At 70.8% G+C, this 22209-nt stretch carries 25 protein-coding genes; 16 read left to right on the forward strand and 9 right to left on the reverse strand.

The genetic code is table 11. The features are described 5' to 3' along the window. Window positions 1–120 precede the first annotated feature (120 nt). Together ACIA77_RS24905 and ACIA77_RS24910 are read left to right on the forward strand one after the other, a co-directional pair. Window positions 121–639 carry a pyridoxamine 5'-phosphate oxidase family protein gene (locus ACIA77_RS24905; RefSeq protein ID WP_395888364.1) on the forward strand — a complete coding sequence of 173 codons (519 nt, stop codon included), beginning with the start codon at window positions 121–123 and terminating at the stop codon, window positions 637–639. 189 nt (window positions 640–828) lie between these two features. Continuing rightward, window positions 829–1989 carry a type I restriction endonuclease gene (locus ACIA77_RS24910; protein ID WP_395888365.1) on the forward strand — a complete coding sequence of 387 codons (1161 nt, stop codon included), beginning with the start codon at window positions 829–831 and terminating at the stop codon, window positions 1987–1989. A gap of 49 nt (window positions 1990–2038) precedes the next feature. Here ACIA77_RS24910 and ACIA77_RS24915 read toward each other — a convergent pair whose 3' ends face one another. The 3 genes from ACIA77_RS24915 to ACIA77_RS24925 form a co-directional block, all read right to left on the reverse strand. After that, window positions 2039–3259: a serine hydrolase domain-containing protein gene (locus ACIA77_RS24915; RefSeq protein ID WP_395888366.1), complete on the reverse strand. Its 1221-nt coding sequence runs from the start codon at window positions 3257–3259 to the stop codon at window positions 2039–2041. A 10-nt stretch (window positions 3260–3269) separates the two neighbouring features. After that, a complete protein-coding gene (locus ACIA77_RS24920) occupies window positions 3270–4085 on the reverse strand; it encodes a siderophore-interacting protein (RefSeq protein ID WP_395888367.1) in 816 nt (271 codons plus the stop codon). A gap of 81 nt (window positions 4086–4166) precedes the next feature. Further along, window positions 4167–4574: an SgcJ/EcaC family oxidoreductase gene (locus ACIA77_RS24925; protein WP_395888368.1), complete on the reverse strand. Its 408-nt coding sequence runs from the start codon at window positions 4572–4574 to the stop codon at window positions 4167–4169. Between the two features lie 98 nt (window positions 4575–4672). Between ACIA77_RS24925 and ACIA77_RS24930 the strand changes: the two genes are divergently transcribed. Continuing rightward, window positions 4673–5380 carry a TetR/AcrR family transcriptional regulator gene (locus tag ACIA77_RS24930; protein WP_395888369.1) on the forward strand — a complete coding sequence of 236 codons (708 nt, stop codon included), beginning with the start codon at window positions 4673–4675 and terminating at the stop codon, window positions 5378–5380. Here ACIA77_RS24930 and ACIA77_RS24935 read toward each other — a convergent pair. Both ACIA77_RS24935 and hemW read right to left on the reverse strand, forming a co-directional pair. After that, a complete protein-coding gene (locus tag ACIA77_RS24935) occupies window positions 5370–6290 on the reverse strand; it encodes an NADP-dependent oxidoreductase (RefSeq protein ID WP_395888370.1) in 921 nt (306 codons plus the stop codon). The two genes, ACIA77_RS24930 and ACIA77_RS24935, sit on opposite strands and share 11 nt — an antisense overlap. A gap of 72 nt (window positions 6291–6362) precedes the next feature. Continuing rightward, on the reverse strand, window positions 6363–7583 hold the full coding sequence (gene hemW / locus ACIA77_RS24940) for a radical SAM family heme chaperone HemW (RefSeq protein WP_395888371.1): 1221 nt from the start codon (window positions 7581–7583) through the stop codon (window positions 6363–6365). A 261-nt stretch (window positions 7584–7844) separates the two neighbouring features. Here hemW and ACIA77_RS24945 point away from each other — a divergent pair, with 261 nt between their 5' ends. From ACIA77_RS24945 to ACIA77_RS24985, 9 genes are all read left to right on the forward strand, one after another. Then, entirely contained in the window at window positions 7845–7931 is an 87-nt protein-coding gene (locus ACIA77_RS24945; RefSeq protein ID WP_350540000.1) for a putative leader peptide, read from the forward strand. Window positions 7932–8049: 118 nt separating this feature from the next. Further along, on the forward strand, window positions 8050–9741 hold the full coding sequence (locus ACIA77_RS24950) for a nitrite/sulfite reductase (RefSeq protein ID WP_395888372.1): 1692 nt from the start codon (window positions 8050–8052) through the stop codon (window positions 9739–9741). Continuing rightward, window positions 9738–9896 (forward strand): Insertion element protein, encoded by a 159-nt coding sequence (locus tag ACIA77_RS24955; RefSeq protein ID WP_395888373.1) that lies wholly within the window; start codon window positions 9738–9740, stop codon window positions 9894–9896. Before ACIA77_RS24950 ends, ACIA77_RS24955 begins: the two co-directional genes overlap by 4 nt. Then, on the forward strand, window positions 9893–10588 hold the full coding sequence (locus ACIA77_RS24960) for a phosphoadenylyl-sulfate reductase (RefSeq protein ID WP_395888374.1): 696 nt from the start codon (window positions 9893–9895) through the stop codon (window positions 10586–10588). Before ACIA77_RS24955 ends, ACIA77_RS24960 begins: the two co-directional genes overlap by 4 nt. 10 nt (window positions 10589–10598) lie before the next feature. Continuing rightward, the gene (cysD, locus tag ACIA77_RS24965; RefSeq protein ID WP_395888375.1) at window positions 10599–11576 is read left to right on the forward strand and encodes a sulfate adenylyltransferase subunit CysD; all 978 of its coding nucleotides are present in this window, start codon (window positions 10599–10601) and stop codon (window positions 11574–11576) included. Then, entirely contained in the window at window positions 11576–12838 is a 1263-nt protein-coding gene (locus ACIA77_RS24970) for a sulfate adenylyltransferase subunit 1 (protein WP_395888376.1), read from the forward strand. Before cysD ends, ACIA77_RS24970 begins: the two co-directional genes overlap by 1 nt. Beyond that, a complete protein-coding gene (locus ACIA77_RS24975; RefSeq protein ID WP_395888377.1) occupies window positions 12835–13566 on the forward strand; it encodes a sirohydrochlorin chelatase in 732 nt (243 codons plus the stop codon). Before ACIA77_RS24970 ends, ACIA77_RS24975 begins: the two co-directional genes overlap by 4 nt. A 183-nt stretch (window positions 13567–13749) precedes the next feature. Continuing rightward, on the forward strand, window positions 13750–14376 hold the full coding sequence (locus ACIA77_RS24980) for a cyclase (RefSeq protein WP_395888378.1): 627 nt from the start codon (window positions 13750–13752) through the stop codon (window positions 14374–14376). 84 nt (window positions 14377–14460) lie between these two features. Next, complete coding sequence (locus ACIA77_RS24985; protein WP_395888379.1) at window positions 14461–15234, forward strand: enoyl-CoA hydratase-related protein; 774 nt, start codon at window positions 14461–14463, stop codon at window positions 15232–15234. Window positions 15235–15536: 302 nt separating this feature from the next. Here ACIA77_RS24985 and ACIA77_RS24990 read toward each other — a convergent pair whose 3' ends face one another. From ACIA77_RS24990 to ACIA77_RS25000, 3 genes are read right to left on the reverse strand one after another with little or no spacing between them, the layout of a single operon-like run. Then, window positions 15537–15902 (reverse strand): barstar family protein, encoded by a 366-nt coding sequence (locus ACIA77_RS24990; RefSeq protein ID WP_395888380.1) that lies wholly within the window; start codon window positions 15900–15902, stop codon window positions 15537–15539. Continuing rightward, complete coding sequence (locus ACIA77_RS24995) at window positions 15899–16363, reverse strand: ribonuclease domain-containing protein (protein WP_395888381.1); 465 nt, start codon at window positions 16361–16363, stop codon at window positions 15899–15901. The genes ACIA77_RS24990 and ACIA77_RS24995 overlap by 4 nt, the downstream gene beginning before the upstream one ends. An 11-nt stretch (window positions 16364–16374) precedes the next feature. Further along, window positions 16375–16572: a hypothetical protein gene (locus tag ACIA77_RS25000; protein ID WP_395888382.1), complete on the reverse strand. Its 198-nt coding sequence runs from the start codon at window positions 16570–16572 to the stop codon at window positions 16375–16377. Between the two features lie 60 nt (window positions 16573–16632). Between ACIA77_RS25000 and ACIA77_RS25005 the strand changes: the two genes are divergently transcribed. The 3 genes from ACIA77_RS25005 (at window position 16633) to ACIA77_RS25015 (ending at window position 20355) form a co-directional block, all read left to right on the forward strand. Next, complete coding sequence (locus tag ACIA77_RS25005) at window positions 16633–17598, forward strand: zinc-binding dehydrogenase (RefSeq protein WP_395888383.1); 966 nt, start codon at window positions 16633–16635, stop codon at window positions 17596–17598. A gap of 160 nt (window positions 17599–17758) precedes the next feature. Further along, entirely contained in the window at window positions 17759–18781 is a 1023-nt protein-coding gene (locus ACIA77_RS25010; protein WP_395888384.1) for an alpha/beta fold hydrolase, read from the forward strand. Window positions 18782–18888: 107 nt separating this feature from the next. After that, the gene (locus tag ACIA77_RS25015) at window positions 18889–20355 is read left to right on the forward strand and encodes an amino acid permease (protein WP_395888385.1); all 1467 of its coding nucleotides are present in this window, start codon (window positions 18889–18891) and stop codon (window positions 20353–20355) included. 40 nt (window positions 20356–20395) lie between these two features. Here the strand turns inward: ACIA77_RS25015 and ACIA77_RS25020 are convergent, their stop codons facing one another. Beyond that, the gene (locus tag ACIA77_RS25020) at window positions 20396–21445 is read right to left on the reverse strand and encodes an NAD(P)H-dependent flavin oxidoreductase (RefSeq protein ID WP_395888386.1); all 1050 of its coding nucleotides are present in this window, start codon (window positions 21443–21445) and stop codon (window positions 20396–20398) included. A gap of 211 nt (window positions 21446–21656) precedes the next feature. On the opposite strand from ACIA77_RS25020, the gene ACIA77_RS25025 reads away from it, so the two are divergent. Further along, window positions 21657–22103: a pyridoxamine 5'-phosphate oxidase family protein gene (locus ACIA77_RS25025; RefSeq protein ID WP_395888387.1), complete on the forward strand. Its 447-nt coding sequence runs from the start codon at window positions 21657–21659 to the stop codon at window positions 22101–22103. Window positions 22104–22209: the final 106 nt, after the last annotated feature.

Consider the following 22209-nt stretch of genomic DNA (forward strand, 5'->3'; position numbering starts at 1 on the left):
GCCGGGAGCCGGTCGGCCTACGAGTGGTCTGATCCGCTGGATTCGCGGGCGTGGCCGGCACCGGCGGTGTTCTTTCGGCGGACCTTGTCGATCCCGCGCCGGCTCGTTCGACGCGTAGGCATGACTGAACTCACCGGAACCAAGAACCTCGACAACTACGGCAACGCGGAGCTCCCCTGGAGCCGCCCGCTCGACCTGCTCGTCCGCGACACCCCCACGGCCGACCTGGCCTTCTTCCTCACCACGGTCCGCGCCGACGGCCGCCCGCACACGGCCGCCGTGGGCGCGGTCTGGCAGGACGACACGCTCTACTTCGTCAGCGGCCCGGGCACCCTGAAGTCCCGCCTGATCTCCGGCAACCCGCACTGCGCGGTCGGCGTGCGCCTCGAGGGCGTCGACCTCACCCTCGAAGGCACGGCGACCCGCGTGACCGACCCGGCGGACCTCGAGCGCCTCGCCGCGGTCTACCGCTCCGGCGGCTGGCCCGCCACCGTCGCCGACTCCGCCTTCACGGCGCCCTACAGCGCCCCCAGCGCGGGCCCCGCCCCGTGGCACCTCTACCGCCTGTCCCTGCGCCGCGCCGTGGGCGTCGCCGGCGCGGAGCCGTACGGTGCCACGGAGTGGACGTTCGCGCAGTGAAGCCACCTTTCCCGCACGGGTGACGCGACCGGAGGGCCCGGCCGCGTCACCCTTTACCCGTGCCGCGAAGCGGTTCAGTCGACGTCGTTCATTTCAGCCTGGTTGCAGGAAATATTCGCGAGTAGCGCACCTGGATCGAACGCCGATCCACCACTGACGAATCGGCTTTCAGGCAAGGACGGCACCACCATGGAGATCGCGGAACGCGCGCAGGCCCTCGCGCTCAAGATCCGCAAGCACAAAGACGGCATCGAAACCGAGGAGGCGACCAAGAACGCCTTCGTGATGCCGTTCATCAGCACCGTCCTCGGGTACGACGTGTTCAACCCCGCCGAGGTGATTCCCGAGTTCACCGCGGACGTTGGCATCAAGAAGGGCGAGAAGATCGACTACGCGATCGCCCACAGCGGCCAGGTCCAGGTCCTCATCGAGGCCAAGAAGGTCAACGAACCCCTCCGCATCGAACACGCGTCCCAGCTGTTCAGGTACTTCTCGGCCACCAACGCGCGAATCGCGATCCTGACCAACGGCGAGGTGTACGAGTTCTACACGGACCTTGACGCCCCCAACCGCATGGACGCCAAGCCGTTCCTCGTGCTGGACTTCGCCGACATCGACGAAACCCTGCTGCCCGAACTGGCGAAACTGACCAAGGAGTCGTTCGACCTCGACTCGGTCATCAGCGCGGCCGGTGAGCTCAAGTACATCGGCCAGCTCAAGCGCATCCTCACCGCGCAGTTCAAGCAGCCCGAGGACGAATGGGTGCGGTTCCTGACGACGCGCGTGTATGACGGCGCTTTCACCCAACGTGTGCGGGAACAGTTCGGCCCGCTCGTGGAAAAGGCGATGCGCCAGTTCCTCAACGAGCAGGTCAACGACCGGCTCAAGAGCGCACTGGGTGGCCCGGACGGTGCCGCCTCGTTCTCCATCGGCTCGACGTCCAGGGCGGAGGCCGGGCCGGTGACGACGGCCTCCCCCGCACCAGCCGGGAGCGAGGAACAGAAGATCGTCACGACCGAAGAAGAGCTCGAAGGCTACCGGGTGATCCGCGCGATCGTCTGCGGCCAGGTGGCGGCCGAACGCGTCGCCGCGCGGGATGGGCAGACGTATTTCGCGGTGCTGCTCGACGACAACAACCGGAAGCCGATCGCGCGGTTGTGGTTCAACCGGGCGAAGAAGTACCTCGGGGTGTTCGACGAGAACAAGGCGGAGACCAAGATCCCCATCGCGGGCGTCGAAGACCTCTACCGGCACGCTGACCAGCTGCGTGCCACCGTCGCCCGGTACCTGGACCCGACGACCTCGGCGACGCCTGAACCGGCCGTCGCCGAGAACGGTGCCTCCTGGTGAGCCGAAGGCGGTGCGCCCGGATCGCCGAGGCGCACCGCCGGAAGACGGCTCAGTCGACGATGGCCTGGTAGACCAGCTGCCGCAGTTGTTGCCGGATCGGGTGGGTGCTCGAGGGGAGGAGCTGGGTGTAGAACGCGACCGTCAGGTCTTCCACCGGGTCCACCCAGAACGCCGTCGACGCGGCGCCGCCCCAGGCGAATTCGCCGGGGCTGGAGAGGGTTTTCGCCTTGATCGGGTCTTCGAGGACGGAGAAGCCGAGGCCGAAGCCGAAGCCGTCGAAGGGCATTTCGGCGAAGAGGGGGCGGCCGTAGGCCTCCAGGTCCACGTGGCCTGGCAGGTGGTTGCTGGCCATCAGGTCCACCGTCCGCGGCCCGAGCACCCGCACGCCGTCCAGGGAGCCGCCGCGCAGGAGCATCTGGGTGAAGCGGTGGTAGTCGGCCGCGGTGGAGACCAGGCCGCCGCCGCCGGAGAAGCAGTCGGGGCGAGCGGTGCCGAGGGCGCCGAAGGCGTCGTTGCGCACGGGCTGCTTGGTGCGCGGGTGCGCGAGGTACAGCGTGGCCAGGCGGTCGGTTTCCTTGGTCCAGAAGCCGGTGTCCGTCATGCCGAGCGGGCCGAAGATGCGTTCCGCGAAGACCTCGTCCAGCGGCTTGCCCGCGAGCACCTCCACGAGCCGCCCGAGGACGTCGGTGGCGACGGAGTAGTTCCACTCGCTGCCGGGCTGGAACACGAGCGGGAACCCGGCCCACGCGCGGCTGCAGGCGGCCAGGTCCAGACCCGGTGGCGTGCCCCACTCGTAGCCCTGCGCGCGGTACATCGCATCGATCGGGTGCGTGTGGTGGAAGCCGTAGGTCAGGCCGGCCGTGTGCGTGAGCAGGTGCCACAGCCGGATCGGCTCGGTCGCCGCCTCCGTGACGGGCCGCAGCGCCGAGCCCTTGGCGTAGACCTGCGGCACCGCGAACTCGGGCAGCCACTGGGAAATCGGGTCGGTGAGGTCGATCAGGCCCTCTTCGACGAACGTCATGGCCGCCACCGAGGTGATCGGCTTCGTCATCGAGAAGATGCGCCAGATGGTGTCGTGTTCGACGGGCGCGCCCGACTCCGTGTCGCGGTCGCCGTGGGAGGCGACGTGCACGACGCGCCCGTGCCTGCTGACCACCGCGAGGTAACCGGGCAGCCGCCCGTCGTCCACGTAGGCATCGAAGTGCCGGTCGATCCGCTTGAGCCGTTCACCGTCGAACCCCGCCGAAGACGGGTCGGTCTCCACGTTCATGGCCGCCAGGTTAGCGGTTTTCCGCGGCCCGTTCGGCCGCCTTCTCCTCGCGCCACGCCTCGTCGTTCTTGCCCTCGCGCCAGTACCCGGAGATCGAGAGCGCCTCCTTCGGCACCCCGCGCTCCCCGAGCAGGTACCGGCGCAGCTCGCGGACGAACCCGGCCTCGCCGTGGACGAACGCGTGCACGCCGGCCCCCGGCCACGGCAGCGCCTTCACCTCGGCGGCGAGATCGGCGCCCGCCGAGCGGTGCAGCCAGGTGATCTGCGCGTCGGCCTTCGTCACGAGCGGCTGCTGCTCCGCCGCGTCGGACACGAGAAGGAACACGTGGGCGCGGGCCCCGGCCGGCAGGACCTCCAGCGACGACGCGATGGCCGGCAGCGCGGCTTCGTCGCCCACGAGCAGGTGCCACGCCGCGTCGGGCCGCGGCGAATACACGCCACCCGGGCCGGAGACCAGCAGCTCGTCGCCGGCCTGGGCGCGCATCGCCCACGGCCCGGCGAGCCCCTCGTCGCCGTGGACCACGAAGTCGAGCACGAGTTCGCCGGCCGCTTCGTCGTAGGAGCGGACGGTGTACGAACGCATCCGCGGGCACTGCTCGCGCGGCAGCTCCGCGCGGATGCGTTGCAGGTCGAACGGCTCCGGGTACTCGACGCCCGGCACCTTGAAGATCACCTTCACGTACGCGTCGGTGAAGTCGTTGGGCGTGAACTCACGCAGACCCTCGCCACCGGCCACGATCCGGATCATGTGCGGAGTCAGGTTCTCCTTGCGCAGAACCGACAGGCGCACGGCCGGCCTCCCCTTGCGCGCCGGAGCTTCGGCCATCGGACACCACCCATTCACTAAGGTTTGCCTAATCTCGCTCCACCGTACGCGCCCGCCCCCCGCCCCGCCTAGCGGTACTCGTCACGCGGCCGCACGCGGATCGCTCACCCGCGTGTTCTGGAACGACGTGACCAACCAGCCCGCGGTCTCGCGGACCAGCACGAACGTCACCGTGCTCACGCGGCCCTGCGCTGCGGCGTCGCCCCCGTCGAGCGCCGAACCGCCGCCGGACACGACGATCGCGACGTCTTCACGCGGGAACCGCACCGACGCTTCGCCGAAACCGCCCAGCTTCGACCCGCGCAGCGGCCCCTCGAACAACGCGCGGTGCGAGCTCTCGATCTGCTCGCGGCCGGGCAGGTTCAGCCCGAAGAACGTCACGTAGTCGGCGTCTTCGGTGAAGAGCTCGGCATACGCGGTGGCGTCGCCGCTGTTCCAGGCGTCGGCGAGGCGGCCGAGCACGGCGAGGACTTCTTGCTGACGAGTCATGGGTTGCACTCCTTGTCGAACGGCGTTCGCCTCAACGAACACCGTTCTACTCGCGAACACCGTTCGCGTCAAGCCGCACGACGGCTACCCTGATCGCCATGACCGTTCCGCCGCCGCCCTGGCGCCGCGCCCCGAACCCGCGCCGGCGCGCGGAAAAACCCGTGCTGTCCCGGGACCTGGTGGTGAAGACGGCGCTGGGCATCCTCGCCACCGAGGGCTTCGAAGCCGTCTCGATGCGGCGGGTCGCGCAGCAGCTGGAGACCGGGCCGGCGTCGCTGTACGCGCACGTGGCCAACAAGGAGGAGCTCGACGAGCTCATGCTCGACGCGGTGCTCGGCGACGTGCCGGCGCCCGAGCCGGACCCGGCGCGCTGGACCGAACAGGTCAAGGAACAGGTGCGCGAGCAGGTGCGCGCGATGGTCGCGTACCCGGGCATCGCGAAGGTCGCGTGGCACACGCCGGTACCGGTTACGCCGAACTCGCTGCGGCAGGGCGAAGTGATGCTGAAGATCCTGCGCGCGGGCGGCCTCGACCTGAAGCAGGCGATGTACGCGGGAGACGCGTTGAGCTTGTACGCCAAGGCGTACGCGTACGAGGCGAGCAGCTGGACGTTCGGCGACTACGACGAAGCCGAGGTCGCCGAACGCGGGCGCCAGATGGCGGACTACATGCGGTCGCTGCCGGCGGGGGCGTTCCCGAACCTGCTGCACGCCGGGGAGTTCTTCACCGAGAACACGAGCACGGAACGCTTCGAGTTCGCGCTCGCGCTGTTCGTCGGCGGGTTGCAGGCGCTCGTCAGGACGTGAGCACGATCTTGCCGCGCGTGTGCCGCTGCTCCAGCTCGCGGTAGGCGTCCTGCACCAGCGCCAGCGGGTACGTCGCGGCGATCGGCACCTCGAGCAGGCCCTTGTCCACCAGCGCGGCGAGGTCGCGGACGACGTCGGCGCTGGCCGCGGCCGAGTTGCCGTCGGTCTTCACGTTGTACTTCTGCGCGGCGGCGAAGTCGATGACGGTGTCGATCCGTCCCGTGTAGACACCCAGGCGCAACGCCAGGTCCACGTAACCGTTTCCGAAGGTGTCGATGAACGCGTCGACCTTGCCGCCGGTGACCTCGCGGATCCGGTCCTCGAGCCCCTCGCCGTACGCCACGGGGACCACGTCGTGCTCACGCAGCCACGCGTGGTTGGCCTCGCTCGCGATGCCGACGACGGTCGCGCCGGTGAGCTTCGCCAGCTGCACGACCAGCGAGCCGACGCCGCCCGCGGCACCGGAGACCACCAGGGTGTCGGGCTCGCGCACGTGCGTCGCGCGCACCGCGGCGTACGCGGTGGTGCCGGCGACGAACAGCGCGCCCGCGACCTCCCACGGCACGTCGGCGGGCTTCGGCGTCAGGTTCCCCGCCTCGGCGACCACGAACTCGGCCTGGCTGGACCGGGTGTGCACGAAGCCGATGACCTCGTCCCCCACCTGGATCTCGTCGACGCCCGCGCCCACCTCGGCGACGACGCCGGCGAGGTCGCTCCCCTGGCCGGACGGGAACGCCGAGGGCCACTGCTGCGCGAACGCGCCTTCGCGGATCGCGGCTTCACCGGGGTTGATGCCGGCGGCTCTGACCTGCACGAGAACTTCGCCGTGGCCGGGCACCGGACGAGGGACGTCCTCGACCCGCAAGACGTCGATCCCGCCGTGTTCGCTGTACCTGACCGCATGCGGCATGAGCGACTCCCTCGTTCGTCGATACTTCGACCAACGAACCATCAGCTCCGTTTATGCCCGCTGAGCGGAAATTCAGCCGACCAGGCGGCGGACCACACCGTCTGCGAGCAAGCGCCCGCGGTCCGTCAGCACCGCGCGGCCGCGACTGTCCAGAAGGGACGGCTCCAGCAGTCCTTCCGCCGCCGCGGCGCGGGCTTCGGCGACGCCGGCGGCGTCGAGCGCGTCGAGCGGAAGTCCTTCTGCGACACGGAGTTCGAGCATCACTCGTTCGAGGTGGCGGTCTTCGTCGGTGAGCACCTCACGACCCGCCTCGGGACTCGTGCCCTCGGCGAGCAGCGACGCGTACTTGGCCGGGTGCTTGACGTTCCACCAGCGCACGCCGCCGACGTGGCTGTGCGCGCCGGGGCCGGCGCCCCACCAGTCGCCGCCCTGCCAGTAGCCGAGGTTGTGGCGGCAGCGCGCCCCCTCGTCCGCCGCCCAGTTCGACACCTCGTACCAGCGCAGCCCGGCGGCCGAGAGCACGGAGTCGATCACCTCGTAGTCGGTGGCGAGCACGTCGTCGTCGGGCGCGGGCAGTTCGCCGCGGCGCACCCGGCGGGCGAGCGCGGTGCCCTCCTCGACGATCAGCGCGTACGCCGACACGTGGTCGACTCCCGCGGACAGCACGGCGTCGAGCGAGGCCCGCAGGTCCTCGGGCCGCTCGCCCGGCGTGCCGTAGATGACGTCGAGGTTCACGTGCTCGAAGCCGGCGGCCCGCGCCTCGCGCGCGGCGTCGACCGGCCGGCCCGGCGTGTGGACGCGGTCGAGCACCTGCAGCACGTGCCGCGCCGCCGACTGCATCCCGAGCGACACGCGGGTGTACCCCGCCGCGCGGATGCGTTCGAAGAACTCCGGCGACGTCGACTCCGGGTTCGATTCGGTCGTCACCTCCGCGCCCGGTGCGAGGCCGAACGCGCCGCGGACCACGTCGAGCACCTCGCCCAGCCCGTCGGCCCCGAGCAGTGACGGCGTGCCCCCGCCCACGAACACCGTCTCCGCGGCGGGCGGCTCACCCAGCACCCGCGCGGCCAGCTCCAGCTCGCGCCGCAGCCCGTCGAGCCACGACCGCGGCGAAGCCGCCGAGCCCAGCTCACCGGCGGTGTAGGTGTTGAAGTCGCAGTACCCGCAGCGCGTGGCGCAGAAGGGCACGTGCACGTACACCCCGAAGGGCCGTTGCCCCAGCCCGGCCAGGGCGTTTTCGGGCAATCCGGTCTCGAGGGGCTCAACGACGTCACGCACAGGCACGATGTCCATTGTCCCTCTCCGCGCCGGGTGCCCGGGACGGCCCCGCGCCACCCAGGCGGAACTTCGGCAGCCGAACGAAGCGCGGCGGCACCGGCCGTCCTCCCAACCGCGCGCCACCGCCGCCGGGAATACGTCCTCCGGGAGCGTAAAACCGCAGGCAGGGGGCACCCGCCAGCCACATCCGGAGCGCGTGCGCAAGCCCCCGGTGAGGCTTCTCCCACGATCCGGACGCGCCTGGACCACGTTCTGGACGCGTGGTTATCTGGTCGCGTGAGTCCTGCCGGTGTCCTGCTCGTGGCGCGTCGCCACGTCGACCTGTTGCGCGTCGCGAGCGCGCTCTGCCGGCCTGTCCGCTGACTCCCGACGCCCGACCAGCCCACCACACCTGGACAGCCGGCGCCGGACCCGCCGCGATCCACGCTGCCCGGAAAGCGGGCCGAACGCGGGCCGGAGCCACGAACCCGGAGGACTCCTCATGGCCTCTCCCACGCGCGAAACCCCCGCGAAGAGCCGTCCGCGGCAGAAGCGCGGTGAGGGACAGTGGGCGCTCGGCTACCGCGAACCGCTGAACCCCAACGAACGCTCGAAGAAGGACGACCACCCGCTCAACGCCCGCGCGCGCATCGAGAACATCTACGCCCACCGCGGCTTCGACTCGATCGACCCGGGTGACCTGCGCGGCCGCTTCCGCTGGTTCGGCCTGTACACGCAGCGCAAAGAAGGCATCGACGGCGGCCGCACGGCGACGCTGGAGCCCGAAGAGCTCGACGCCCGCTACTTCATGATGCGGGTGCGCATCGACGGCGGCATGCTCACCACGCAGCAGCTCGCCGTGCTGGCGGAGATCTCGCAGACGCACGCGCGCGGCACCGCGGACATCACCGACCGGCAGAACATCCAGTACCACTGGATCCAGATCGAGGACGTGCCCGCGATCTGGCAGAAGCTCGAGAACGCCGGCATGACGACCATGGAGGCGTGCGGTGACAGCCCGCGCGTGATCCTCGGGTCGCCCGTCGCCGGGATCGCGGCCGACGAGATCATCGACGGCACGCCCGCCCTCGAGGAGATCAAGCGCCGCTACATCGGCGACCCGCAGTTCGCCAACCTGCCGCGCAAGTTCAAGACGTCGATCTCCGGGCAGCAGGACGTGGCCCACGAGATCAACGACGTCGCGTTCGTCGGCGTGAACCACCCGGAGCACGGTCCCGGCTTCGACGTCTGGGTCGGCGGCGGCCTGTCGACCAACCCGATGATCGGCCGGCGGCTCGGCGCGTGGGTGCCGCGCGACGAGGTGCCCGACGTCTGGGCCGGCGTGATCGGCGTCTTCCGCGACTACGGCTACCGCCGGCTGCGTTCGCGGGCCCGCATCAAGTTCCTCGTGAAGGACTGGGGCCCGGAGAAGTTCCGCGAGGTGCTCGAGAAGGAGTACCTCAAGCGCGAGCTGATCGACGGCCCCGCGCCCGAGGTGCCGCCGAACCCGATCGACCACGTGGGTGTGCACGAGCAGGTCGACGGCAAGTTCTACGTCGGCGCCGCCCCGATCGCCGGTCGCGTGAACGGCGAGACGCTCCTGGCCGTGGCGAAGGCCGCCGAGCGCGCCGGCTCCGAGCGGGTGCGGCTCACGCCGCAGCAGAAGCTCGTGGTCCTCGACGTGCCCGAGGCCGAGGTGCCGGGTCTGGAGACCGAGCTCGCCGAGCTGGGCCTGCAGACGAAGCCCTCGCCCTGGCGGCGCAGCGTGATGGCCTGCACGGGCCTGGAGTTCTGCAAGCTCGCGATCGTCGAGACGAAGGCCCGCGCGCAGGCGCTGGTCGCCGACCTGGAGCAGCGGCTCGCCGACATCCAGGGCGACCTCGAGAACCCGGTGACCGTGCACCTCAACGGCTGCCCCAACTCGTGCGCCCGCGTGCAGACCGCCGACATCGGGCTCAAGGGCCAGATCGTCACCGACGCCGAGGGCAAGCAGGTCGAGGGTTTCCAGGTGCACCTGGGCGGCGGCCTCGGCGCTGACGCCGGGTTCGGCCGGAAGCTGCGCGGGCACAAGGTGATCGCCGACGAGCTGTCGGACTACGTCGAGCGTGTGGTGCGCGCCTACCTCGCCGGCCGCGAGCCGGGCGAGCGGTTCGCGCAGTGGGTCGCGCGCGCCGACGAGGGCGTGCTGCAGTGACCTCGACCGAACGGGCGGTGCCCTACTACTGCCCGTTCTGCGGTGACGAGGACCTGCGCCCGGCCGACGACGGCGGCTGGCTCTGCGGCGGTTGCCGGCGCCGGTTCTCGGTGAAGTTCCACGGACTGTCCCTACCGGAGGAGACGCTTCGATGACGGCCACAGCTGACTACCGGACCCTGGCCGAACGCGCGGAGAAGGAGCTGGCCGAGGCGACGGCGGCCGAAGCACTGCGCTGGACGGTCGAGCAGTTCGGCGACGACTTCATCGTCGCGTCGAACATGCAGGACGCCGTGCTCATCGACCTGGCCACGCAGGTGAAGCCGGACGTGAACGTGCTGTTCCTCGAGACCGGCTACCACTTCGCCGAGACCATCGGCACGCGCGACGCGGTCCAGACCGTGTACCCGGGGGTGAACATCGTCAACGCGCAGGCCGAGCAGAGCGTGGCCGAGCAGGACGCGGAGTACGGGAAGAACCTGTTCGAACGCGACCCCAACCAGTGCTGCTTCCTGCGCAAGGTCGTGCCGCTGCGCTCGACGCTCTCGCAGTACTCGGCGTGGGTCACCGGCGTGCGCCGCGTGGACGCGCCGACGCGCGCGAACACCCCGATCGTCACGTGGGACGAGCGCAACGGGCTCGTGAAGATCAACCCCATCGCCGCGTGGTCCGACGACGAGTTCAACGGTTACATCCGCGACCACGGGATCCTCGAGAACCCGCTGGTGTCGGTGGGTTACCTGTCGATCGGGTGCGCACCGTGCACCGCCAAGGTGGAGCCGGGACAGGACCCGCGCAGCGGCCGCTGGGCCGGCCAGTCGAAGACCGAGTGCGGACTGCACGGCTGAGGAAGGACCGATGACCACTCTCGAACCCGCCACCGACGCCCCGCCGTCCGGCGCCGTGCCCGGGGAGCGAGCTCCGCAGGAGCCCGCCACCGCGATCGCCTCCGACAACCTGGCCGCGCTGGAATCCGAGGCCATCCACATCTTCCGCGAGGTCGCGGGCGAGTTCGACCGGCCCGTGATCCTGTTCTCCGGCGGCAAGGACTCGACGCTGCTGCTGCACCTGGCGATCAAGGCCTTCTGGCCCGCGCCGGTGCCGTTCCCGTTGCTGCACGTGGACACCGGCCACAACTTCGACGAGGTCATCGCCTTCCGCGATCACGTCGTCGAGAAGCACGGGCTGCGCCTGGTCGTGGCGAAGGTGCAGGACTGGATCGACGACGGTCGCCTCGAAGAGCGCGCCGACGGCATGCGCAACCCGCTGCAGACCACGCCGTTGCTCGACACGATCGCGGAGAACAAGTTCGACGCGGTCTTCGGCGGCGGCCGGCGCGACGAGGAGCGCGCGCGGGCGAAGGAGCGGATCTTCAGCCTGCGCAACGCGTTCGGCCAGTGGGAGCCGCGCCGGCAGCGCCCGGAGCTGTGGAACCTCTACAACGGCCGCCACCGCCCCGGTGAGCAGGTGCGGGTGTTCCCGTTGTCGAACTGGACCGAGGCGGACGTGTGGAACTACATCGCCCGCGAGGAGGTCGAGCTGCCCTCGATCTACTACGCGCACCGGCGCGCGGTCTACCAGCGTGACGGCATGTGGCTCACCGAAGGCCCGTGGGGCGGGCCGCGCGCGGGCGAAGACGTCCGCGAGCTGTCGGTGCGGTACCGGACCGTGGGCGACGGTTCGTGCACGGGGGCGATCGAGTCCACCGCGAGCACGGTGGACGAGGTGATCGCGGAAGTGTCGGCGTCGCGCTTGACCGAGCGCGGCGCGACGCGGGCCGACGACCGGATGTCGGAGGCCGCGATGGAGGACCGCAAGCGGGAGGGCTACTTCTGATGAGTTCGCTGCTGAGGCTCGCCACCGCGGGCAGCGTCGACGACGGCAAGTCGACCCTGGTCGGGCGGCTGCTGTACGACACCAAGTCCGTGCTGGCCGACCAGCTCGACGCCGTCACGCGAGCGTCTGTCGACAAGGGACTGTCCACTCCGGACCTGTCGTTGCTGGTGGACGGGCTGCGGTCCGAGCGCGAGCAGGGCATCACCATCGACGTGGCCTACCGCTACTTCGCCACCCCGAAGCGCTCGTTCGTGCTGGCCGACACGCCGGGGCACGTGCAGTACACGCGCAACACCGTCACCGGTGCCTCGACCGCGCAGCTGGCGGTGCTGCTGGTGGACGCGCGCAAGGGCGTCGTGGAGCAGACCCGGCGCCACGCCGCGGTGCTGGCGCTGCTCGGGGTGCCGCGGCTCGTGCTGGCGGTGAACAAGATCGACCTCGTCGACTACGACGAGGAAACCTTCACCGTGATCGCGAAGGAATTCACCGCCCACGCCGAATCACTGGGTTACCCGCGCGACGCCGTCGTGACCATCCCGGTCTCGGCGCTGGAGGGCGACAACGTCGCCACGACGTCGGAGCGCACGCCGTGGTACGACGGACCGTCGCTGCTGGCACACCTGGAGACGGTGCCGGTCGCGCCGGACCCGCACGAGGCCGCGTTCCGCTTCCCCGTGCAGTACGTCATCCGCCCCCGCACGCCCGAGCACCTCGACTACCGCGGCTACGCCGGGCAGATCGCCGCCGGCACCGTGCGCCCGGGTGATGAGGTCGTGGTGCTGCCCGCCGGCCTGCGCAGCACGGTGGAGCGCATCGACACGGCCGACGGCCCGCTCGACGAAGCCGGCGCGGGTACCTCGGTGACGCTCCTGCTCGCCGACAACCTCGACATCTCGCGCGGCGACCTGATCGCCGTGGCCGACCGGCCGCCGCGGATCACCGACGAGCTCACCGCGACTCTGTGCTGGCTGTCGTCCAAGCAGCTCAAGCCGGGCGCCCGGGTGCTGGTGAAGCACGGCACGCGCACGGTGCAGGCGATCGTCACCGGACTGACCGCTCGCTTCGACGAGCAGACGCTGTCCAGTGTGGACGAACCGGAGTCGCTGAAGCTCAACGACATCGGCCGCGTCGAGCTGCGGCTGGCGGAGGCGCTGGGTGTCGACGACTACGCCGCGAGCCCGCGCACGGGCGCGTTCCTCGTGATCGACCCGAAGGACGGCGACACGCTCGCCGCCGGGCTGGTCGGCGAACGGTTCGCGTGACGCCGCCCCTCGTCCCCGTCGCGCACGGCAGCCGCGACCCCCGCTCGGCGGCGACCGTGCGGGGGCTCGTGGAGCGCGTGCGCGCGCAGGCGGCGGACCTCGAGGTGTACGAGTCGTTCCTGGACCTCTCGGAGCCGCGCGTCACCGACGTCCTGCGCCGCTTGTACGAGCAGGGCCACCGGTCGGCGGTCGTCGTGCCGCTGCTGCTGGGCAGCGCGTTCCACGCGCGGGTGGACCTGCCCGCGCTCGTCACCGAGGTCCAGGGCGAGTGCCCGGGTTTCGACGTGCGCGTGTCCGACGTACTCGGCGTCGATCCCGTGCTCGAAGAGGTCGCCCTCGACCGGCTGGCCGGCGCGGGCCTCGGACTCGGCGACGGGGTTGTGGTGAGCGCTGTCGGCTCGTCGAACGCGGGAGCCAACGCGGCCGTCGCGGATCTGGCCGCGCGCTGGGAGGCGGACCTGGACCTGCCCGTCACCGAGGCGTTCGCGAGCGCCGCGCAGCCCGACGTGCCGGCCGCCGTGGCGCGGCTGCGGGAGCGCGGGGTGCGGCGGGTCGTCGTGGCGTCGTGGTTCCTCGCGCCGGGCCTGCTGCCCGACCGGATCGCGGCGCTGGCGCGCGAGGCCGACCGGGGCGTGTTCCTGGCCGAACCGCTGGGCACCGACCCGCGCGTGGCGGCCGCGGTGCTGCGCCGCTACGACGGAGCCGTGCTCAAGGTACCGGCTCAGTAGCACGGTCCGCCGCAGGTCAGCGGGTAAAGCTGAATCTGATACGCGTTTTGGTGCACGTCATTGCCAGATCTTCACCGTCCGCACCTGGGAACGGGAAATCCTTGACGGACTAGGTGACCCGTCGGTAACTACCTAAGCGTCGCGACTTCCCTCCCGTCCCCGTACCGGAAACAGGTGGAGCAGATGAAGTCAGCCCTGCGCGAGATCGTTCCCGTGGCCGCCCTCGCCGCCGGCGGCGTGCTCACGTTCGCCGTTCCGGCCTCGGCCGCCACCACCGTCACGTTCGACTGCCAGGCCGACGCACCCGTCGTCGGCCCGCAGCAGCTCACCCTCACGCAGAACGCCGACGTGACCGCGCCCGCGACCGTCGCGCCCGGCGGCACGCTCGACGTGGTGGTGGACCCGGCGGCCAATGCCGTGCCCGCCGAGGTCAGCGGCTACCAGGTGAAGGAGATCAAGGACTTCGCCCTGAAGATCCCCGTGCCGGCGAACTCGACGTTCGTCGGCGCCGACCTCACGGGCGGTTCGGGCCTCGGCTCGACGCCGCCGGAGATCACCGTGTCCGGCGGCGTCGCCACGCTGGCGTTCCCCGGCCCGATCGCCGGCGGCGCGTCGTTCGAGCTGCCGACCGTGACCGTGCACCTCACGGCGGGCTCGGCCGGCACGATCGAGACGAAGCTGGCCGGCACGAGCTACGACGACCCCGGCCTCACCTTCACGGCCGTCGTGAACCAGCTCGTCGACATTTCGGCGCCGACGGCGTGCTTCCCGTCGCCGAGCCCGGTGTTCACGACCACCACCGTCGGCTGACGGCACTCCGGGGGCCGCCCCGCGCGGGGCGGCCCCGGCGCACGTCACAGCGGTCGCCGCGGTCCGGTGTGCGAGGGTGGTGCCATGGTTGACGAACTGGTGCACTACGACGTGGTGGGCGGCACCGCCACGATCACCCTCGACTCCCCGCACAACCGCAACGCCCTCTCCGCGCAGTTGCGCCGCGAGCTGTCCGGCTCGCTCGACAAGGCCATCGCGGACGACGCGGTGCGCGTGGTGCTCCTGACCCACACCGGCCCCGTCTTCTGCGCGGGCATGGACCTGAAGGAAGCCCGCGGCGCGGGCGCCGGCGACCAGGGCGTCAACGAGTTCCCGAAGATCCTGGACCAGCTCTGGACGAGCCCCAAGCCCGTCGTCGCGCGCCTCGCCGGCCCCGCCCGCGCCGGCGGCATCGGCATGGTCGCCGCGTGCGACATCGCCATCGCCGCCCCCGAAGCGACGTTCGCCTTCTCCGAAGTCCGCATCGGCGTGGTCCCGGCGATCATCTCGCTCACCGTGCTCCCCCGCCTGAACCCCCGCGCCGCCCACGAACTCTTCCTCACCGGCGACGTCTTCGACGCCCAGCGCGCCGCGGAGATCGGCCTCCTCAACGCCGTCGTCCCCGCCACGGAACTCGACGAGACCGTCCAGAAGTACCTGAACTCCCTCACCCTCGGCGGCCCCAAGGCCCTGGCAGCCACCAAGACCCTCCTGAGCCAACCCCGCCCCGCCACCCCCTCCGACGGCTTCGCGGCGATGAACGAACTCTCCACCACCTTCTTCGCCAGCGAAGAAGGCCAAGAAGGCATTTTGGCCTTCGCCCAAAAACGCAAACCAAACTGGGTCCCCGAAGACTAACCGAACCAACCCAGCCCACACACAAAGAAAAACAACCGCACCTTCACCACACAACTCACCAGTGCACCCAGCCCTGGCCCTGCACCTCGATCCCCGCCTTCTCCGCGGTCTGGACCACGTGTCAAGGTACTCTTTCCCGCCTTGACTCGTGGTCCAGACCGTGGCGACCATCAAAGATCGGGGTGCCCACGCAACCACCCCGTGCGCAACGTTGCGCGCCAGCGCAACGAGCCGCCCGACCAAACCGCACCGGCCAGGCCTAGCCGCGTTGGTGCGTGGCGTAAGAGGCGCTGCGGCAACGATCAAGACTCGGCGAGAATCACCGTCAACCGCCAGGAATCCGCTTTCCCACCAGCCGGCCCCAACGCCCGCTGAGCGTCCGACAACACACTCCGTACCGCCAGATACGTCTTCGGATCCGCCTGCTTCAACACATCCGACCCCGTCCAGATCAGCACGTGCTCCCCGGCCGGCAGCCACGACAGATCCGTCAACAGGTCGTACAGCGCATCCAGGTTCCGCCCGAAGTACTCCGGAAACGACATCGCCGCCGCGATCGCGTCGAGCGTCGTCGCCTTGTCGGCCGTCGCACCGTTCACCACGTGGGGATACGCGCCCCTCGCGAAGGCTTCGTCCGCGGCGGCCTTCGCGTCGCCTCCGGTGGTCACCGGTTCGGGTCCACGACGACGAACGACGCGTAGTGGTCGCCGGTGTAGAACAGTTCCTTCTGCTCCCCCGTCACGAGGCGCCGAGGGCCGCGGTCGGGGCTGTTCGGCGTTTTCACCGTGTATTCGTGGTAGTAACCCGTTTGCTTCCGCGGCAAGAGCTTCTCACGATTCTCGAACACGACGTCGTCGTTGCGCGGGTAGGGGAACGGGCCGCCCGCCACGATCAGCTTCCACGTGTCGCGCGCCTGCGACGGCAGAGACGACAGGGAGGCGACGGGGAGCCCGGAATCACTGCCGGGCAGCTTCGCGGCGACGCCCGCCGCGCCGGCGGTGGCGGAGGTGCTCGGCGTCGTGGGCGCCGAGGAGGACGAGCCTCCCACGGACTCCTTCACCAGCCAGCCCCCGAGCACCAGCACGAGGAGACCGACGAGTGCCGCGGTGATCCGCCTTCGGTTGACCATGGTGCGCCAGCTTAGGAGTCGCGGCCGTCGTCGTCGCGAGCCGGGCCGAACCAGCGCGCGAAGCGGCCCACGAGCTTGTCGATGGCCCAGGCGGCGAGCAGGCACAGCGGCACGACCACGACCATGACCAGCACGAACTGGACGGGGAACCACGCCTGGGCGAGCCAGAGCTCGACCCCGTCCCACCAGTCGGCCAGCCCGTTGAACACGGGTGTGAGCCTACGCGCGCCAGGCTGCGTCGGCCCACCCAGGGGCGGTAGGTTGCTGCCATGTTCGCCGTATACGCGAAGGAACCCAACGCCGAGTCCCCGCTCGACTCCCTGGTCGTCGGCGAGCGTCCCGACCCCGAGGTGCCCGAAGGCTGGGTCCGGGTGCACGTGAAGGCCGCCAGCCTCAACATGCACGACCTGTGGACGCTGCGCGGCGTCGGCATCAAGCCCGACCAGTTCCCCATGATCCTGGGCTGCGACGGCGCCGGCACGCTGGACGACGGCACGGAGGTCGTCCTCCACTCCGTGGTCAACGCGCCGGGCTGGCAGGGCGACGACACGCTCGACCCGAGGCGCACGCTGCTCACGGAGAAGTACCAGGGCACGATGGCCGACCAGGTCGTGGTGCCCGCGCGCAACGCGGTCCCGAAGCCGGCCGGCCTCACGTTCTCCGAGGCCGCGACGATGGGCACGGCGTGGCTCACCGCGTACCGCATGCTCTTCGTGAAGTCGGGCCTGCGCCCCGGCCAGACTATGCTCGTGCAGGGCGCCTCCGGCGGCGTGTCGACGGCGCTGATCGCGCTCGGGCGCGCGGCGGGCTTCCGCGTGTGGGTCACGGGCCGCAGCGAGGAGAAGCGCGCGCTGGCCGAAGCCGTGGGCGCGCACCAGACCTTCGAGTCCGGCGCCCGGCTGCCCGAACGCGTCGACGCAGCGTTCGAAACCGTGGGCAAGGCCACGTGGGGCCACAGCCTGAAGTCGCTCAAGCCGGGCGGCATCGTGGTCGTGTCGGGTTCCACCAGTGGCCCGGACCCGTCGGCCGACCTGCAGCGCGTGTTCTTCCTCCAGCTGCGCGTCGCGGGCTCGACCATGGGGACTCGCGAGGAACTGGCCGACTTGCTGGCCTACCTCGACCTCAAGGGGATCAAGCCGCAGATCGGCAAGGAACTCCCCCTCACCGAAGCTGCCGACGGCTTCCGCGCCATGTTCGACGGCGACACCGCGGGCAAGATCGTGTTCACCCGCTGAGTCGACAGAACAGCTCCGGCCTGGGCTTTTCCGTGGAGGATGGGCCCGGGCCGGTGCTTATAACCCGCGTTTCGTGAACCGTCAACACCCCGAGTTCGCAATCGGCTTGTTACCCCCGAAGTTCGACCAGAACTCGACCTTGGACGGTTAACCTGTAGACATGACCGCATCGAAGCGGCCCGCACCGGCTGTCCGGGGCGGCCGGGCCACCAGCGAACCGGACCCGATCCGGGTTTCCTTCCGGCGCTTCGCCGGCGTGCTGACCCGTGTGCTCGAGGTCGGTCCCCCGGTGGCCGAGGCGCCCAAGCGCTCGCGCAAGCACCCTGCGGACAAGCCCCGCGCCCCGCGGCTCGTGCTGCTCCACGGGTACTGCGACAGCGCGGACACCTGGCGCCCGGTGCTGCAGGAGCTCGACGCCGCGGGCATCGCGGCCGTGGCCGTGGACCTGCCCGGGTTCGGCGACGCGCAGCCACTGCGGCCGGGTCCGATGCTGCCGCAGCTCGACGCGTTCGCCGCGGGCGTCGTGCGCGAACAGGCCGTGCTCGGCCCCATCGTGCTGGCCGGCAACTCCCTCGGCGGCACGCTGGGCCTGCGCGCGGCGCAGAACACGCGGCTGCCGGTCATCGGGGTCGTGTCCATCGCCGCCCCCGGGTTCGTCGATTCGTGGCTCGTGCGCACGGTCGCGCGCAACCCGCTTCCGCTGCGGCTGTACTCCGCGCTTCCCTTGCCCGTTCCGGGTTTCGTGGTGCGCGCCGTCGCCGAGCAGGTCGTGCCCCGGCTGCTGTACGCCGACTCCGGAACCGCCGACGCGGGCCAGGTCCGCCGGTTCACCACGCTCTTCCCCGACTACCGCGCCACGACCACGCGGCTCGAGCAGGCGCGCCAGCTCGTCACGGAGCTGGCCGACGCCTACGAGCTCGACCGGGTCCGGGTGCCGCTGCTGGTCGTGGCCTGTGGCAAGGACAAGCTCGTCACGTCGGCCGCCGGGCGGCGGCTGCACACGCTCGTGCCGCACAGCCGCCTGCTGGTGCGCGAGGACTGGGGCCACTGCCCGCAGCTGGACGACCCGCCGGAGATCGCCGAGCTGCTCACGTTCTTCGCCGCCGGCGCGGTGCGCGCGGGCGGCACCAAGCCGGCCACCGCGTCCGCCGCGGGGGCCGCCGAGGACACCGCCGCGGGCTGACGTTTCGCCCACGCCGCAACGTCGGTGACAGACCGGACACGGCCTAGTACGGTGCGCCGTCAGAGCCCGTGATCCGGGCTCGGTTCACGACGGATGAGGAGACATCGATGACCGCTGGGCGAAACCTGGGAACCGGGTCCGGGATCTTCCGCCGCAAACCGATCGAAAACATCGAGTCGACCGCGGAAGGCGGCCTGCAGCGCACGCTCGGGCTGCGCCAGCTGACGGCGATCGGCGTCGGCGGCATCATCGGCGCGGGCATCTTCTCGCTCGCGGGCGCGGTGGCCAACCAGACGGCCGGTCCCGCCGTGCTGATCTCGTTCCTCATCGCCGGCATCGCGAGCGCGGCCGCCGCCTTCTCGTACGCGGAGTTCGCCGGGCTGATCCCGCGCGCCGGCTCCGCCTACACCTACGGCTACGCGGTGCTCGGCGAGATCGTCGGCTGGTTCATCGGATGGGACCTGCTGCTGGAGTACACGGCGATCGTCGCGGTGGTGGCCATCGGCATCTCCGGTTACTTCAACGACCTGCTGGGCTTCCTGCACGTGTCGCTGCCGGCGTGGATGTCGGGCGCACCGGGCACCGAGTCCGACGGCGTGGCCCCGCACTCGTACGTGGTGAACCTGTTCGCCGTGGTGCTGTGCCTGCTCATCGCGTTCATCCTCAACCAGGGCATGAAGAACGCGGCGCGGTTCGAAACGCTGCTGGTGTACCTGAAGGTCGGCCTCGTCGTGCTGGTGATCGTGGTCGGCGCGTTCCACATCAAGACGGGCAACTACAGCAACTTCTTCCCGTTCGGCATCAGCGGCGCCTTCACCGGCGCGGCCACGGTGTTCTTCGCGGTGTTCGGCTACGACGCGATGTCGACCGCGGCCGAGGAGTCGAAGGACTCCCAGAAGCACATGCCGAAAGCGATCATGTACTCGCTGGGGATCTCGATGGTCCTGTACGTGCTGGCCTGCCTCGTGCTCACGGGCATGGTGAAGTACACCGACATCGACCCGGAGGCGGCGTTCTCCAGCGCGTTCGCGAAGGTCGGTCTCGGCTGGCTCGGCGCGGTGATCGCGGTGGGCGCCATCATCGGCATCCTCACGGTGCTGTTCACGTTCCTGCTCGGCGCCACGCGCGTGGGCTACTCGATGAGCCGCGACGGCCTGCTGCCGAGGTGGTTCGGCAAAACGCACCCGGTGCGCAAGGTGCCCACGCGCACGACGTGGATCCTCGGGGTCGCGTCGGCGATCATCGCCGGCTTCCTGCCGATCAGCGAGGCGGCGGAGCTCACGAACATCGGCATCCTGCTGGCGTTCGTCGTGGTGTGCATCGCGGTGATCGTGCTGCGCTACAAGCGGCCCGACCTGCCGCGCACGTTCCGCACGCCCGGCATGCCCGTGGTGCCGATCATCGGCGTCGTGTTCTCGATCTGGCTGATCACGTTCCTCAAGCCCGAGACGTGGCTGCGGTTCGCGATCTGGTTCGTGATCGGCATGATCGTGTACTTCGGCTACAGCCGCCGCCACTCGCTGCTGGCGCGCAGTTCGGCGGAGCCGGGCACCGACAAGTCCACTTCGGACTGAACCGGTCCGGGGGGGGGCCGCGCGGCCCCGCCCCGGTTCGTCAGCGGAGCCGGTCGAGCCGTTCGACGGCTGCCTTGGCCTCGGCGCGCAGCCGTTCCACCACCGACGCGGCGGACCCGTCCGGGGCGAGCGGGTAGGTCTGTCCCGCCCACAGGGACATCGCTTCGGGGTCGTCGGCGCGCGCGGCGGCGGCGCGGATCGGCTTGGACAAGTGGTGCAGCTGCGGGTACGCGGCCGGCGCATGGGCCGAGAGATCACTCAGCACGCGGTTGACCAGACCACGGGCCGGACGGCCGCTGAACGCGCGCGTGAACGCCGTCAGCCGCCCGCCTTCCGCCAGCGCGCGACGCTGCGCCGAGGCCGTGCCCGCTTCGTTCGTCTGCAGGAACGCCGTCCCCAGCTGAGCCGCGGACGCGCCGGCGGCCAGGACGGCGGCGACGTCGGCCCCGTGCACGAGCCCGCCCGCCGCGACGAGCGGCAGGCTCGTGCGCGCGGCGATCAGCCGCAGCAGGGCGAGCAGGCCGTACTGCTCGCCGCCCGCCGGGTCCGTCGCGTCGTCGGTGAACAGGCCGCGGTGCCCGCCTGCTTCGAAGCCCTGGACCACGAGCGCGTCGGCGCCGCGCGCGGCCGCCAGATCGGCCTCGTCGGGGCTCGTGACGGTGACGGCGACCCGGCCGCCCGCCTCGTGGACCCGGTGCGCCTCGGCCGACGTCGGCGCCCCGAACGTGAACGACACCAGCGGCACCCCGTGCCGCACGACCAGGTCGAGCTTCGCGGGGTACTCGTCGTCGTCCCACACCGGCTCGCCCGGCTCCACGCCGTAGCGCAGCGCCTCGGTGACCATGCGCTCGTGGTGATCGGTGAGGTCCACGGCCGACTTGCTGCCGGGCACGAACAGGTTCACCCCGAACTTCCCGCCGGTCAGCTCGGCGGTGCGGGTGATCTGCTCGTCCAGCGCGGCCACCGCGAGGTAGCCGCCCGCGAGGAACCCGAACCCGCCCGCGGCCGTGACCGCGGAGACGAGTTCGGGTGTCGTCGGGCCGCCCGCCATCGGCGCCGCGATCACGGGGAACTCGAGGTCTTCGAACATGCTCCGGAGCCTAGAGCGTGGCCGGTGAACACCGTGACCCGCGGCGGTCCCCGATCTTCGAACCAAAGCCAGTGAGGCCCACCGCGACCCAGAATCGACGGCTCAACGCTGGGCCCCGGTCGTGAACGCGAGACCCACCGAAGCGGAATTCACTTGAACCGGCGACGGCGGATGGCGAATACCTTCGCGGCTTCAGGCGTTGAGTGGGGGCATGACCGCCGATCTGGAACACGTCCGCAAGCTCTCGCTCCAGGAGAACGGCCTCGCGACCGTCTCGACCACGCGCGCCGACGGGACGGTGCACTCGTCCGTCGTGAACGCCGGGGTACTGGCCGACCCCGTCACCGGCGAGCCCGGCGTCGCCTTCGTGGCGGCGGGCGCGGCCCACAAGCTGAAGCTGCTGCGCAAGGCCGGGAACGCGACGCTGACCTTCCGCCGCGGCTGGGACTGGGTGTCCGTCACCGGGGCGACGCACCTGCTCGGCCCGGACGACCGCGACCCCGCCTTCGACCCGGCGGGCCTGCCGACCTTGCTGCGCGACGTCTTCAAGGCCGCCACCGGCACGCACGACGACTGGGCCGAATTCGACCGCGTGATGGCCGCCGAGCGCCGCGTCGCCGTGTTCATCACGGCGGGGCGGATCATCTCCAACAGCTGACGGACCTCGGGGCGAGCCCGCGCGGGCGCGCCCCGGCCGTCTCTTGGTGGCCTGGGCGCGGTGCTCCGTGGACCGAGCCGCGGCGAGGGGCTCCGGCGGGAGCTCG

The sequence above is a fragment of the Amycolatopsis sp. NPDC051903 genome, assembly GCF_044452505.1.
Lineage (GTDB): Bacteria > Actinomycetota > Actinomycetes > Mycobacteriales > Pseudonocardiaceae > Amycolatopsis.